The organism is Butyrivibrio sp. TB (assembly GCF_900110805.1).
In the GTDB taxonomy this organism is placed as follows: Bacteria; Bacillota; Clostridia; order Lachnospirales; family Lachnospiraceae; genus Butyrivibrio; species Butyrivibrio fibrisolvens_C.
This window is the reverse complement of record NZ_FOER01000036.1, coordinates 25,632-38,902: the sequence shown is the minus strand read 5'-3', so window position 1 is coordinate 38,902 and position 13,271 is coordinate 25,632. Positions and strand designations below refer to the sequence as shown.

Annotated in this window: 9 protein-coding genes; 8 read left to right on the top strand and 1 reads right to left on the bottom strand. The window is 39.9% G+C overall.

Annotation, left to right across the window (positions count from 1 at the left end; translation table 11 throughout):
• Positions 1-298: 298 nt before the first annotated feature.
• Positions 299-1,852, bottom strand: a complete 1,554-nt coding sequence (locus BMX21_RS17825; protein ID WP_092046486.1) for an alpha-amylase family glycosyl hydrolase — start codon at positions 1,850-1,852, stop codon at positions 299-301.
• A gap of 376 nt (positions 1,853-2,228) precedes the next feature.
• Between BMX21_RS17825 and BMX21_RS17820 the strand changes: the two genes are divergently transcribed.
• The 8 genes from BMX21_RS17820 (at position 2,229) to BMX21_RS17785 (ending at position 13,192) form a co-directional block, all read left to right on the top strand.
• Positions 2,229-3,110 carry an HAD family hydrolase gene (locus BMX21_RS17820; RefSeq protein ID WP_022755532.1) on the top strand — a complete coding sequence of 294 codons (882 nt, stop codon included), beginning with the start codon at positions 2,229-2,231 and terminating at the stop codon, positions 3,108-3,110.
• A 77-nt stretch (positions 3,111-3,187) separates the two neighbouring features.
• A complete protein-coding gene (locus tag BMX21_RS17815; protein WP_092046483.1) occupies positions 3,188-3,967 on the top strand; it encodes an adenosylcobinamide-GDP ribazoletransferase in 780 nt (259 codons plus the stop codon).
• A 331-nt stretch (positions 3,968-4,298) separates the two neighbouring features.
• Positions 4,299-5,708, top strand: coding sequence for a zinc ribbon domain-containing protein (locus BMX21_RS17810; RefSeq protein ID WP_092046481.1), 1,410 nt, complete (start codon positions 4,299-4,301; stop codon positions 5,706-5,708).
• 410 nt (positions 5,709-6,118) lie between these two features.
• The gene (locus BMX21_RS17805) at positions 6,119-8,311 is read left to right on the top strand and encodes an alpha-galactosidase (RefSeq protein ID WP_092046478.1); all 2,193 of its coding nucleotides are present in this window, start codon (positions 6,119-6,121) and stop codon (positions 8,309-8,311) included.
• An 88-nt stretch (positions 8,312-8,399) separates the two neighbouring features.
• Positions 8,400-9,428, top strand: coding sequence for a LacI family DNA-binding transcriptional regulator (locus tag BMX21_RS17800; RefSeq protein ID WP_027205086.1), 1,029 nt, complete (start codon positions 8,400-8,402; stop codon positions 9,426-9,428).
• A 265-nt stretch (positions 9,429-9,693) separates the two neighbouring features.
• On the top strand, positions 9,694-11,139 hold the full coding sequence (locus BMX21_RS17795; protein WP_092046475.1) for an ABC transporter substrate-binding protein: 1,446 nt from the start codon (positions 9,694-9,696) through the stop codon (positions 11,137-11,139).
• A gap of 205 nt (positions 11,140-11,344) precedes the next feature.
• Entirely contained in the window at positions 11,345-12,343 is a 999-nt protein-coding gene (locus BMX21_RS17790; protein ID WP_092046472.1) for a carbohydrate ABC transporter permease, read from the top strand.
• On the top strand, positions 12,344-13,192 hold the full coding sequence (locus BMX21_RS17785) for a carbohydrate ABC transporter permease (protein ID WP_092046469.1): 849 nt from the start codon (positions 12,344-12,346) through the stop codon (positions 13,190-13,192). It begins immediately after the preceding gene.
• Positions 13,193-13,271 lie beyond the last annotated feature (79 nt).

Here is a 13,271-nt window from a genome sequence, read left to right as displayed (position 1 = left end):
TGATGTGTACTAATAGGTCGAGGACTTAACCAAAGAAGTTAAGATAAGTTTGGAGATTCAGTGTTCGGTTTTGAAGGAATGATCAAGGCTCTGTGTGTTGCACGGAGCTTTTTTAGTTTAAAAATATGCTCTATGAATGATCTAGGCTCTGTGCAATGCACGGAGTTTTTTTATCTTCAAAATATACTACTAATATATTTGACAATATCATCCGATATCTCTTATTGTACTATAAGAAAATTAAATATAAAAAATACCCTCCTAAGATTTAGAAAACTGCATCTTGGGAGGGCATTTTTTATTTAAAGATCATAAATGACTGAGGTCCCATTACAATAGAATCTCCTGATCCTGAAACAGAACCTTCGCCTATCTTATAGATAGCCTCGTTAGTCTTTTCTCCATTTAAAGGAGCAGTAACTTCTTTTTCAGAAGGATTAACTGCGACTATAAGGTTTCCTCTCTTATATACAAAAGGGAATGTCTCTTTTTCAGCATATATTACTTCAAAGCTTCCGTCTGCTTTGAGGTCGTCTTCTTTATGTCTTAAAGCTATGATCTCTCTTACTGTATGGATGAGAGAGTCAGGATCGCTTTCAGCGCTTTCAACTGTTGGAGCATCAGCTGCCTTATCTACAGGAAGATAGAGCATGTCGCTTTCTGCTTCAGAGAATCCGAGGTTCTTGCCGCTGGTCCACTGCATAGGTGTTCTTGAACCTGTACGCTGGAATCCGCCTTCTTTAGTAGGCTGACCCTTGATATATTTCATTCCGATCTCATCGCCGTAGTATAGGAATGGAACACCCGGCATACTGAAAAAGAAGGAATAAGCTAGCTTTAGTTCTCTAATAGAAAGAGAAGCAGTCTCTCTTGGAGTATCATGATTACAGGTAAAGAAACTTATGTAACCATTACCTTTTGTATTATTATATTTGGGAAGGTAATCATCTAAAAAACGCATGATATCGCCGCCTGCTCCGCACTTAAAGAAGCTGTGATCACCGCCTTCTGTCTCATAGTCACGTACGAGAGTGTTATAGCCGTTATAGTGATGATCGAGATAGAAGTCCATGTCAAAGTGAGCAAGGTTAAGTGCTGAAGTGGGATTACACCACTCAGATACCATAGCAGCTTCCGGATAATCTTTTGCCAGCATCTCATTGATATCAGCCCAGATAGCGCTTGTAGCAGACTTTACTTCGTCATCTTCTTTGACCAGAGAATCTGCCATATCTACGCGGAAACCGTCACATCCATGATCAAGCCAGAATCTCATGATATCTTTGAGAGCTTCTCTGGTAGCAAGACATGCCGGAGCGTCAGGAGCCATCTGCCAGTCTTCGGTCCTGTTAAGGAAGCCGTAGTTAAGAGCAGGCTGACACTTGAAGAAGTTGAGCATATATACGCCGTCTCTGTCGCTGTCACCGGCAATATAAGGGTGATTACCTATTCCCTGCCATACAGAATTGGTCCATACATAACGGTCTGAGTATTTATTTCGCTCTGGTTTAGCGCTTTGCTTAAACCATTCGTGTTCCTCTGATGTATGACCGGGAACAAGGTCAAGGAGTACATGAATGTCCTTTTCATGAGCCTTATCAAAAAGCTCATACAGATCTTCGTTGGTTCCGTATCTTGGAGCAACTTTCTTATAATCCCTTACATCATAACCGGCATCCTTGAATGGAGAGTCGTAGCAGGGATTGATCCACAGAGCATTGCATCCAAGGCTCTTGATATAATCGAGCTTCTGGATGATTCCGTTTATATCACCGATTCCATCAGCATTAGTATCATAGAATGACTGAGGATAAATTTCATAGAAAACTGCGTCATTAAGCCACTTAGGCATAGTCACCTCTTTCTGCGCAGGCGCGCTAAATAAAATAAAAATGTAGTTAACCGCTTAAGCATTTATAATTTTAGCATGCAATTAATACTTGTAAACCGCCTCGCACAAGTTTCGTTAGAAGTTTCGCAAAAAAGATTTGATATGTAAAAAATTCTTTTATCTAAAAAGAGACGTATTATCTATACTATATGCGGATTTTTGTTTGGTATGGATGTTATAGTGGCTTGTATTTGTTACATTCAAAGTAAATCTGCAGCGTAATGCTTATAAATAAATGTTATGAATACTTAAATATGATATACTTAGTAACAGGAAGAATTGCATAAAATTTTTTTGCGATTCACGTATCAAAACAAAAGTTTCGTAAAGGTATACTATGGATATTAAGTACAATAGAAAAACAAAAGAAGATCTTCCGGTGGTTGCAATATGCTATGACTTTGATAAGACTCTGTCACCTGATGACATGCAGGCTCAGGGGTACATCCAGTCAGTTGGATATGATGTTGCCCAGTTCTGGAAGGACACTAATGATTTTGCAGAGCAGAATGATATGGATGTGAACCTCGCTTACATGTTCAAGATGGTTCAGGAAGCAGAAGGTAAGCTGATATTTAATAGAGACAAACTCGCTGAGTATGGCTCTAAAGTTAAGGTATTCCCTGGAGTTGAGACCTGGTTTGAAAGGATCAGGGAATACGGAAGACAAAAAGGTGTTATCGTTGAACATTACATAATTTCTTCAGGACTTAGGGAGATGATCGAGGGAACTGCCATGGCTGATTCCTTTACAAGGATATATGCTAATTCTTTTTTCTATAATGAAAAAGGAATAGCCCAGTGGCCTGCTCTTGTTGTTAACTATACTAACAAGACTCAGTTCCTGTTCAGAATTGAAAAGGGAGTTCTTGATGTTAACGATCCTGGAGTTAATGAGTTCTATAATCCGGAAGATCTTCGTGTTCCTTTCAGGAATATGGTCTATATCGGAGACAGTGATACAGATATTCCTTGCATGAGACTTGTCAATTCTCTTGGCGGACATTCAATAGGTGTTTATAATCCTGAGACCAAGGACAAGACCAAGGTCTATAAGATGATCCGTGATAACAGGATCAAGTACTTTGCAGCTGCTGATTATAATGAGGATACAGAGATAGACCTTCTTGTTAAGGCTATCATAGACAGAACAGCTATTAATGAAAAGCTTGAAGCAGAGCATGTCAAGTCTGTAGAAGAGACCAAAGCCAATATGTGAATTTTGTAATTGTCAAAATGTATAGATTCCGGTTTTTCTGAAGAAGAACCGGAATTAGTATTAAGGGAGAGCAGATTATGCTTAGAAGCCTTGCTATAGCTATTTCCATGTATTCCAGAATACCAATGCCCCAGTTTGAATGGAAAGAGAAGGATATGAGGTATGCTATATGCTTCTTTCCTGCTGTTGGGCTGATTATAGGCATTATAGAATTCCTGGTTTATAGGCTTTATAAAAGCTTTTATATAAGCGCTGAGCTTGGAACCTGCCTGTTTATAGCTGTTCCGCTGATCATTACAGGTGGTATACATGCTGATGGATTTATAGATACTTCAGATGCTTTCAGCTCTTATAAGTCAAAAGAAGAAAAGCTTACTATATTAAAAGACCCACATGTTGGAGCATTTGGAATCATCAGGTTTGCAACGATGCTGCTTTTATATTATGGCTTTACATATGAAGCGTTTTTTTCATGTACCAAGAGGCAGTTTGCATGCATTTTTATTTCATTTATCCTTGCAAGATCTCTTAGCGGACTAGCTGCTGTCACAATTCAGAATGCCAGAAAAGGTGGGACACTACAGAGCTTTGTCAAGGATTCCAATAGGAATATGGCTGCAGGAATTCTGGTCTTTCAGGCAGTCGTTTTGCTTATTTTGATGCTTTTTATAAACTGGAAGACTGCGATTGGATTCGCAGTATGTTCTCTTTTTATGTATATCTATTATATACATAAAGCTTTCAAGCAGCTTGGTGGCATTACCGGAGATCTGGAAGGCTGGTATTTGTGCATTCAGGAGATTGCATATATGGTAACTGCACTGATAGTGTGGCATATTTCTATGATGTTTATATGAAAATATTTGTTTTGGTATATAGATTTTTTGGAAAAAGTGCATAGCTATTATTTCAGCTTTATAGATACTCGAACTTCCCACTTGGTGATACTGTGCCGACCAAGTGGGAAGTTCGATTTAGATATTAAAAGTCTTGCTATGATACAAGATGATAATTACATATAGATGCATTCTATCTGATAAAAATGATTGTTCGTCAATTTTATGTTTGATTTAAGGTATTATGAGTTATAATAAAAGACAAGGTGTCTAAAGTCATAAGGTGTCAAAAGGAACTTTTGACACCTACCTCATAAAATAATATGCATTCACAATAAAAGGAGATTATAGTATGAAAAAGAAAAACGCTCAAAATCCGCAGCAGTTTCAGGCTGCACCACCCAAGAGGGGGATGAGACTATCAACGATAATTGATGTATTCATGTTCATCACAGGAATACTTCTTACAGTGATGTTCTTCCTTCCTGTTTATAAGGACACAGTAAGCTACAATAAAGATTTCTTCAAGCTTGATAACCTGCTTGGATTCTTCCCTGACAATGCTGCTTCTTATTTCGGTCTTGCAGGAAAATTCCTTGATGATCGTAATGTAGCTGTTACAGTCATGATCTTTGCATTCATGTTTGTAATGCCTATACTTCTTGCAGTACTTACATTCCCTAAGCTTAGAAAGCTTTCCGGACTTGCGATCATCCCGATCATCGTACTTGTAAGCGGACAGTTCTTCTTTGGCGCAGGCTTTGTCATCGAGCAGAAAGCTCTTGAACTTGCACCTATCGGATTCTGCTACAGCGTACTTATATTCCAGCTTCCTGCGCTGTATATCATTTTTATAATCCAGTCAATCATCGAAGCTGGCAGACTTAAAAAAGAATTAAAGAATGCTCCAAATATGAGCGCTCCTGCACCTGCATTTGGACAGCCTATGGGTGGACAGCAGTTCGGACCACAGGGCGGATTCCAGCCCATGAATGATCAGCAGTTCGGAACTCAGGGTGGATTCCAGCCTATAAATGATCAGCAGTTTGGACCACAGGGCGGCTTTGGACAGCCTGCAAATGACCAGCAGTTTGGACCACAGGGCGGCTTTGGACAGCCGGTTAACGATCAGCAGTTTGCTCCACAGGGCGGATTTGCACAGCCTGCAAACGATCAGCAGTTTGGACCACAGAACGGATTTGCACAGCCTGCAGCTGATCAGCAGTATGGAATGCCTCAGGAACAGTTCCAGCAGGCACCTGCATTTGAACAGCCACAGAACAATTTTTATTCAGAAGCACCTGTAAATGAGATTCCGGCACCATCTTATGAAGAAAATGCTAACGAGGCTTCTTCATTTGATAATGTTGCAGAAGCTGCTCAGAATGCTACTGAGAACTTTGAAGAAGTTAATGAGACAGCCGGTGCTGCATCAGAGGCTGTTGGTAACGGATCTGATAATGCATTTGATAATTCATCCGAGAACGAAGCTGACAATTCTTTTGGTAACGTTTCTGCTGATTCTTCAGAAAGTGTATCTGGAAATACTACAGAGTTTGAATCACAGGCACCTGTAGCTGAAACTTCCAATACAGCTCCTTCTTATGCAGAGCCAGCTCCTGAACCGGCTCCTTTCACAGCACCTGCACAGGAAGCTCAAGAACCTGTTAAGATGCAGCCGGCATTTTGCCAGCACTGCGGTGCTAAACTTGAACAGGGTGCACTTTTCTGCATGCAGTGCGGCGCTCCGATCAAGGCATGATAGGGAGTGCAGATTTACGAATGGAAGATTAAGTTATTGTATAAAAACTAGTAATAAAGCCTTTCGCCAGGTCTTTCAACTTTGGTGGAAGGCTTTATATTTTTATTTGTTATGAAAATAGTAATGCCGCAGTATATAGATGTATATTGCGGCATTTTTTTGCAAAAAAGCAAAAATCAATAAAAAGAAAGCAAGAAGATAGTAAAATTACTATTGAAATTTAGCTAAAATTAGTTAAAATCAAGTTAATAAAATATGATATGCTAATTTGAAAATTAGCTGAGCCGGTTTTAGGAATATTTAGATATCAGGTTGTTTGCATACAGACAAAGCATATTTACTCAGTACAGTTATTATTCAAAAAGGTATTTACTCAGTACAGTTATTATTCAAAAATGGAAGGGGCTTTTATGGACATCAAGTATTTAGAAAAAGACAGACTATTTGTTTTGGAAACCGATAATACAAGCTATGTTATGGCAGTATTGGGAGAGGAAGGTCTTCTTGGACATCTTTATTTTGGAGACAGGATAGATGCAGGCGATGCTGCATATCTTATTGGATTTCCACAGAATCAGGATACTCCTACGCCTACTATGCGTGACAGAAGTTCTTTTTTAGACATATATCCATTTGAATATGCATCAAGTAATGTTGGAGATTACAGGAAGAGCGCTGTAGATATAACAGACCATAACGGACACACATCACTTCTTCTGTGTTATGAGTCTCATCAGATATTTAAGGGCAAGAAGAAGCTTGAAGGCCTTCCTGCCACTTTTGGAACAGATGATGATTCCATGACTCTTGAAATAGTGCTTCGCGATAAGGTAGTGGGTCTTAAGGCAGTCCTTTCTTACAGCATCTTTGAAGGTCTTGATACTGTCATCAGATCTGTAAGGCTTGAGAATGATTCTGACAATGATTTGTTTATAGATAAAGTGATGTCCATGACTATGGATATGGATCAGGAAGATTATAAACTTCTGACACTTCACGGATCCTGGGCTCGTGAGAGGATGATGGATTTTAGAGATATAGGCTATGGACAGACAGGAATAGAGTCTTTTAGAGGCGAGTCTTCTCATCAGTTCCAGCCTTTTATGGCGCTTGTCCAAAATGGCGATTCTCAGGATACAGGTAAGGTATATGGATTTTCTTTGGTCTACTCTGGTAATTTTGAGGCAGGTGTATGCAAGGATCAGTTTGACAGCCTCAGACTTTATATGGGTATAGGTTCTAAGAACTTTAGATGGAAACTTGAAAGCGGCGCATCTTTCCAGGCTCCTGAAGTTGTACTTACATATTCATCAGAGGGTCTTGGCCATATGACCAGAACTCTTCATGATCTGTATAGGGCTCATCTTATCAGAAGTAAGTACAAAGATATGGAGCGTCCGATACTTATCAATAACTGGGAAGCTACATATTTTGACTTCGATTCGGACAAGCTCCTTGCAATTGCAAGACAGGCTCATGAGAGCGGAATCGAGATGCTGGTCATGGATGATGGCTGGTTTGGCGAAAGAAATGATGACAACTCAAGCCTTGGTGACTGGTATGTCAATGAGAGCAAATTAAAGGGCGGGCTTAAAAAGCTTGTGGATGATGTCAATGCTATAGGCATGAAGTTTGGAATCTGGATGGAGCCTGAGATGATATCACCAAAGTCAAAGCTCTTTGAAGCTCACCCGGACTGGGCTATTCAGATCCCGGGAAGAGAGCCTTGCAGAAGCCGTAACCAGTACGTTCTTGACCTTACAAGGAAAGAGGTTCGTGACTATATATATAGCAGGATCAAGGAAATCCTTGAAAGTGCTAATATAGAGTATCTTAAGTGGGATATGAACAGGCAGCTGTGTGATCTTGGATCATATGATCTTGCAAGTGATAAGCAGGGAGAGCTCAGTCACAGATATATGCTGGCTGTATATGAACTTCAGGAAAGACTTATAACAGATTTTCCTGACCTTCTCTTAGAGAACTGTTCAGGAGGCGGTGCAAGATTTGATGCAGGTATGCTTTATTACAGCCCTCAGATCTGGTGTTCTGACGATACAGACGCTATAGAGAGACTTAAGATTCAGGAAGGCACCAGTCTTATTTTCCCTCTTAGTACTATGGGAGCTCATGTATCAGACTGCCCTAATCATACAGTTGGAAGGACTACGCCTTTTAAGACAAGAGGAGATGTGGCCCTTGCAGGAACTTTCGGATACGAGCTTGATATCACAAGGATCCCTGAAAGTGACAGGCAGGATATCCCTCGTCAGGTTGAGACTTATCACAAGTATAATCATCTTGTAAGAGGCGGAGACTATTACAGACTTTCATCCTATCAGAGGAATCACGAGATGGATGCATATATGGTCGTAAGTAAGGATAAGAAAGAAGCACTTGTAACTTATGTGCAGGTGATTGCAAGACCTAATCCTGCAAGACGTGTATTAAAGCTTAAAGGACTTCTTCCGGATGCTGTTTATGAGATTGAGGGAAGTGATATCAAGGTTAAAGGAGCTACATTGGAAAAAGCCGGAATCGTACTTCCAAAACTCCCCGGAGATCATCAGTCACAGCTTATACATCTGGTAGCTGTAGCTTAGGTTTATTCGTGGTTTAGTGATTGAATGCTAATCATATATTTGGTAAAAGTAGAGTTTGAATAAATACAATTATCAGGAGATTTGATCTATGTCTAAGAAAATAACAATGTCGGATATCGCCAAGGAACTTGGAATAAGTACAGTAACTGTATCCAAGGCTCTGTCGGGGCAAAAGGGCGTTGGAGAGCAGATGCGTCAGAGAATCATAGAAATTGCCAATGAAAGAGGCTATCAAAAGTCAGTATCTATTGAAGCCAATGAAAGCTATAAGATAGGAGTTCTTATAGGTTCAAGATACGTTGGTAATATTGACTCTTTTTACGGGCATATGTATCAGATTTTCTCTGCCAAAGCGGCTAAGATAGGCTCTTTTACCATGCTGGAGATACTAAGCGATGATGATGAGAAGAACCTGGTATATCCCAAGATAATAGGTGATGGCAATGTCGATGCTGTAGTTATAATGGGGGCTCTTGGCGAAGAGTATCTTAATATGCTTGATGAAAAGCTTGGAACCCCAACCTTCTATATGGACTTTACTGATAGAAAACATAAAAAAGATTCTGTAATATCAGGCAGTTTCTATGGCTCGTATATTCTGACCAATTATCTTTTTGATAAAGGACATACCCAGATAGGATATGTAGGTACAGTTCTGTCGACGCCTTCTATCACAGACAGATATCTTGGATATGTCAGAGCTATGATGGAACATGGTATTGATATCAAAAAGGAATGGATCTTAAATGACAGAAGCATCAACAATGACAAGGTGGATATTGAGAACAATCTGGTGCTTCCTAAAGGTAAGCTCCCTACAGCTTTTGTATGTAACTGCGACTTAACTGCCAATGTGTTCATGCAATATCTTAAAGTTAAGGGGTATAAAGTACCTGAAGATATATCTCTTGTAGGTTATGATGACTTCCTCTTTGCAGATGGATCATCTATTGGGATCACAACTTATAAGGTTGATATGGATGAGATGGTCAAGAGAACACTTAAGAGGATAACCCACGTACTTAGAGGTGAGAAGTACCGCGGCGGACTTAGTATCGTAGAGGGCTACCTTATAGAACGAGACAGTGTCAAAGACCTTAATAGAAGCAAGAAATGACACCCTCTTACCTCTGCCCCTAGGGGTCATTTTAGCTAATTAGCTAAAAACTCAAAAAGCCACACAATTCCAAAAAGCTGTCAACTACGCCGATTGATGTAAACCAGAGCGATTTGCAATAGGAAATATATCCTAAAAGCAAGTCGCTCTTTTTGTTTATTAAGTAGAAGTTAATTAAAATATTAGCTAAAATATTGATTAATAAAAATAAAACTATAAAATATTAATTAGCTAAAAACTATATTGAATTTTTAAGGAGGACATTATGAAACAAAAAAGATTATTGGCACTTCTGACAGCTATGACTATGACGGCTTCTCTTATGGGATGTTCAGGTGCTTCTAATGAAGGCTCTGGAGCAGATGATACCACAGGCAGCACTGCAGCTGATACAACAGGCTCATCTACTGATACAGGTAGTGACGCTGCAACATCCGGTGATGGAAGCGGACTTTCTTACACTTCTTTAAATCTGGATGATTATACAGATCTTACAGCTTCCATTAAGTTCCTTCATCACAAGACAGACCGTCAGGAAGATGGAACTATGGATTCGATGATCGCTGCTTTTAATGAGAAGTTCCCTAACATAACAGTAACTACAGAAGCTGTTACAGACTATGCTGAGGATGCGCTTCTTCGTCTTTCTACAGGTGACTGGGGCGATGTCATGTTCATCCCTGCAGTTGATAAGACAGATCTTTCTACATATTTTATGCCTCTTGATACACTTGATAATCTGTCACAGGAGCTTAACTTTGTAGATGCATGGGAGTTTGGCGGCAACTGCTATGGTATCCCATATATGGCCAATGCTCAGGGAGTTCTTTATAACAAGAGTGTATTCGAGGCAGCAGGTATTAGCGATCTTCCGACAACTCCTGATGAACTCATAGCTGATCTTCAGCTTATTAAGGACAATACAGATGCTATACCTCTTTATACTAACTATGCTGCAGGCTGGACTATGGGTGCCTGGGATGCATATGTTGGAATCGTATCAAACGGCGACAACACTTACATGAACCAGAAGCTCGTTCATACAGCTGAGCCATTTACAAATCCCGGAGACGGAACAGGCGCTTACAGCGTATACAAGATCCTGTATGATGCAGTAGAACAGGGACTTATCGAAGATGACTATACAACAACTGACTGGGAAGGCTGCAAAGGCATGCTCAATAGAGGCGAGATCGGTGTCATGGTACTTGGATCATGGGCATATGCTCAGATGCAGGAAGCAGGAGATAAGCCTGAAGATGTTGGATACATGCCATTCCCTATCACAGTTAATGGTACACAGTATGTAAGCGCTGGTGGTGACTACAACTATGGTATCAATGTTAACTCATCAGATGAGAACAAGCTTGCATCACTTGTATTTGTAAAGTGGATGGTTGAAGAGTCTAACTGGTGCTACAACGAAGGCGGCTACACAGTAGTTAAGGGAGGCGAGAATCCTGAGATGTATGCTGCATTTGACGGATGTGAAGTTCTTTCAGATCAGCCTGCACTTTCAGGTGAAGAGACATTCCTTAATGATATGAATGCAGAGTCTGAGCTTTCTATCAATGCAGGCGGCAATGACAAGGTTCAGAGAATCGTAGAGGCAGCAGCTACAGGTTCAGAGAGCTTTGATGATATCATGGCTGACTGGAATCAGAAGTGGCAGGATGCTCAGGAAGAGCTTGAAATTGAAGTGCTCTATTAAATATATTGATCGTACTGAGCTGACCTTTGATCATTACGTCATATAAATATGTTACTTATATTCTCATAAAAAATATAAAACCCTTTTTATAAATCTTATTATTTTCCAGGCCGGGGGGTGATCTTCCCCCGGCTCTATCTTTCAGTGCAGGTGCGCACATATATCACTTTAGGTTTATAGAACAAGTCTGGATGGAGTTTAGATTATGAAAAAAAAGAGGACATTTAAACAATGGCTAAGTAGCAGAGACGGGCAGAAAGTTCTTGTAATGTTCGCATTTATGGTTGTTCCGCTGCTTCTTTTGTTTGTTTTTACATATCTGCCTTTTGGTAAGATGTTTAGTTTTAGTTTTTACAACATGAAATATGTCGGAGATAGGAAGTTTGTTGGTTTTAAGAACTATCTCAAAGTATTTGAAAGAGACGACTGCTTTGGAGCATTGAAGCTTAGTTTGTACTATATGCTGGGTTCTGTTGTTCAGCTGGTTCTTGCTTTATATCTTGCAACTATACTCAGCTTTAAGGTTAAGGGAGGCAATATTTTCAAGGGCTTTATGTTTTTTCCCTTCCTGATAAATGGTATTGCTATCGGCTTTATCTTCAAGTTTTTCTATACAAGGGGATTCGTATTCGATACAGTCCTTCAGTGGTGCGGTTTCAATCTTGATAACCTGCCTTATTGGCTCAAAGATCAGAGCATCAATAACTTCTCGCTGGTGGGAACATCCGTATGGAGATACTTTGGTCAGAATATGGTCCTGTTCATAGGTGCGATCATGTCTGTCGATGCAGAGCTCTATGAAGCTGCAATGCTTGATGGAGCTAATAGATTCCAGCAGTTCAGATATATCATCATGCCCAGTATCAAGACGATCATAACACTTAACGTGATCCTCTCCATCACAGGTTCACTTAGTGCCTTCGAGCCGCCTTTTGTTATCACAGACGGTGCCAATGGTACAGGAACATACTTTATCGTAATGCATCAGATCGCTCATACTCAGCAGAAAGTTGGTCTTGCATCTGCTATGGCTATCGTCCTTCTTATCATCATATTTATAGTGACGATCCTGCAGAAACTCTTCTTTAAATATGTATTCAGGAATGCAGAGGACGAGGATCCCAGGGCATCAAGGAAAAGAGAAAAAGCCATCGCAAGAAGTATCAAAAGACATTCCGGTAATGTAAGTGCGGGAGGAAGATAAATGAACGTGATCTATAAACTGGGAAGAAATATCCTGACCTTTTTAAAATATCTATCGCTTGTATTCTTTTCATTTGCAGCGGTACTTCCTGTAGTATCCTGTTTCATCACAGCTTTTAAGACTGATCAGGAATACCAGACAACCAATGTAATGACTTTGCCAGCTAACTGGTTTAACTTTGACAATTTCGTGCAGGCTTTTCAAAAAGCAAACATGGGCAGAGCATTTATAAACTCAACTATCATACTGATCTGCGTACTCTTTTTCTCAGTAATGATCGGAACACAGCTTGCTTATGTCCTTAATAGGTTCAAGTTCTTTGGCAATACTATCATAAGAGCGCTGTTCTTGTTTGCATCCCAGCTTCCCGGAGTTGCTATGCAGATCGCCGTATACGAGATCATGTACAAACTTGGATTCATCAACTCACTTGTCGGATACATCATCATGATGTGCGGTACGGATATCATATCGATATACATATACATCCAGTTTTTTGAGAATATCGATTATTCGCTTGATGAATCTGCGATCATAGACGGAGCCAATTACTTCACTATCTTCTATAAAGTGCTGTTCCCTCTGTTAAAGCCTGCTATAGTTACAAGTTGTATATTAAAAGGCGTAGGAACATACAATGAGTATTACTGTGCCAGCCTGTATCTTCAGGACAAGAACAGATACGCAACTGTTGCAACCTCCCTGTATACCTTCGTAGGTCCTCTTGGAAGTAAATATAACCTTATATGTGCAGGCGTTATCATATCACTTCTTCCTGCACTTATAGTATTCATCTTGTGCCAGAAGCAGATATATTCCGGACTTACAGCGGGAGCAGTTAAGGGGTAAAAACTGGAATAAGTTTCAAAAAAGTAAAATAACAAAATGGACTTAGATAATTAAAAAGCTAACTATGAAGGACTTAGAA

Bases quoted from the DNA above. Each gene is read 5' to 3' on its own strand.
- BMX21_RS17805 (WP_092046478.1), top strand. From the start codon at position 6,119: ATGGACATCAAGTATTTAGAAAAAGACAGACTATTTGTTTTGGAAACC.
- BMX21_RS17825 (WP_092046486.1), bottom strand. From the start codon at position 1,852: ATGCCTAAGTGGCTTAATGACGCAGTTTTCTATGAAATTTATCCTCAG.
- BMX21_RS17820 (WP_022755532.1), top strand. From the start codon at position 2,229: ATGGATATTAAGTACAATAGAAAAACAAAAGAAGATCTTCCGGTGGTT.
- BMX21_RS17785 (WP_092046469.1), top strand. From the start codon at position 12,344: ATGAACGTGATCTATAAACTGGGAAGAAATATCCTGACCTTTTTAAAA.
- BMX21_RS17815 (WP_092046483.1), top strand. From the start codon at position 3,188: ATGCTTAGAAGCCTTGCTATAGCTATTTCCATGTATTCCAGAATACCA.
- BMX21_RS17790 (WP_092046472.1), top strand. From the start codon at position 11,345: ATGAAAAAAAAGAGGACATTTAAACAATGGCTAAGTAGCAGAGACGGG.
- BMX21_RS17800 (WP_027205086.1), top strand. From the start codon at position 8,400: ATGTCTAAGAAAATAACAATGTCGGATATCGCCAAGGAACTTGGAATA.
- BMX21_RS17795 (WP_092046475.1), top strand. From the start codon at position 9,694: ATGAAACAAAAAAGATTATTGGCACTTCTGACAGCTATGACTATGACG.
- BMX21_RS17810 (WP_092046481.1), top strand. From the start codon at position 4,299: ATGAAAAAGAAAAACGCTCAAAATCCGCAGCAGTTTCAGGCTGCACCA.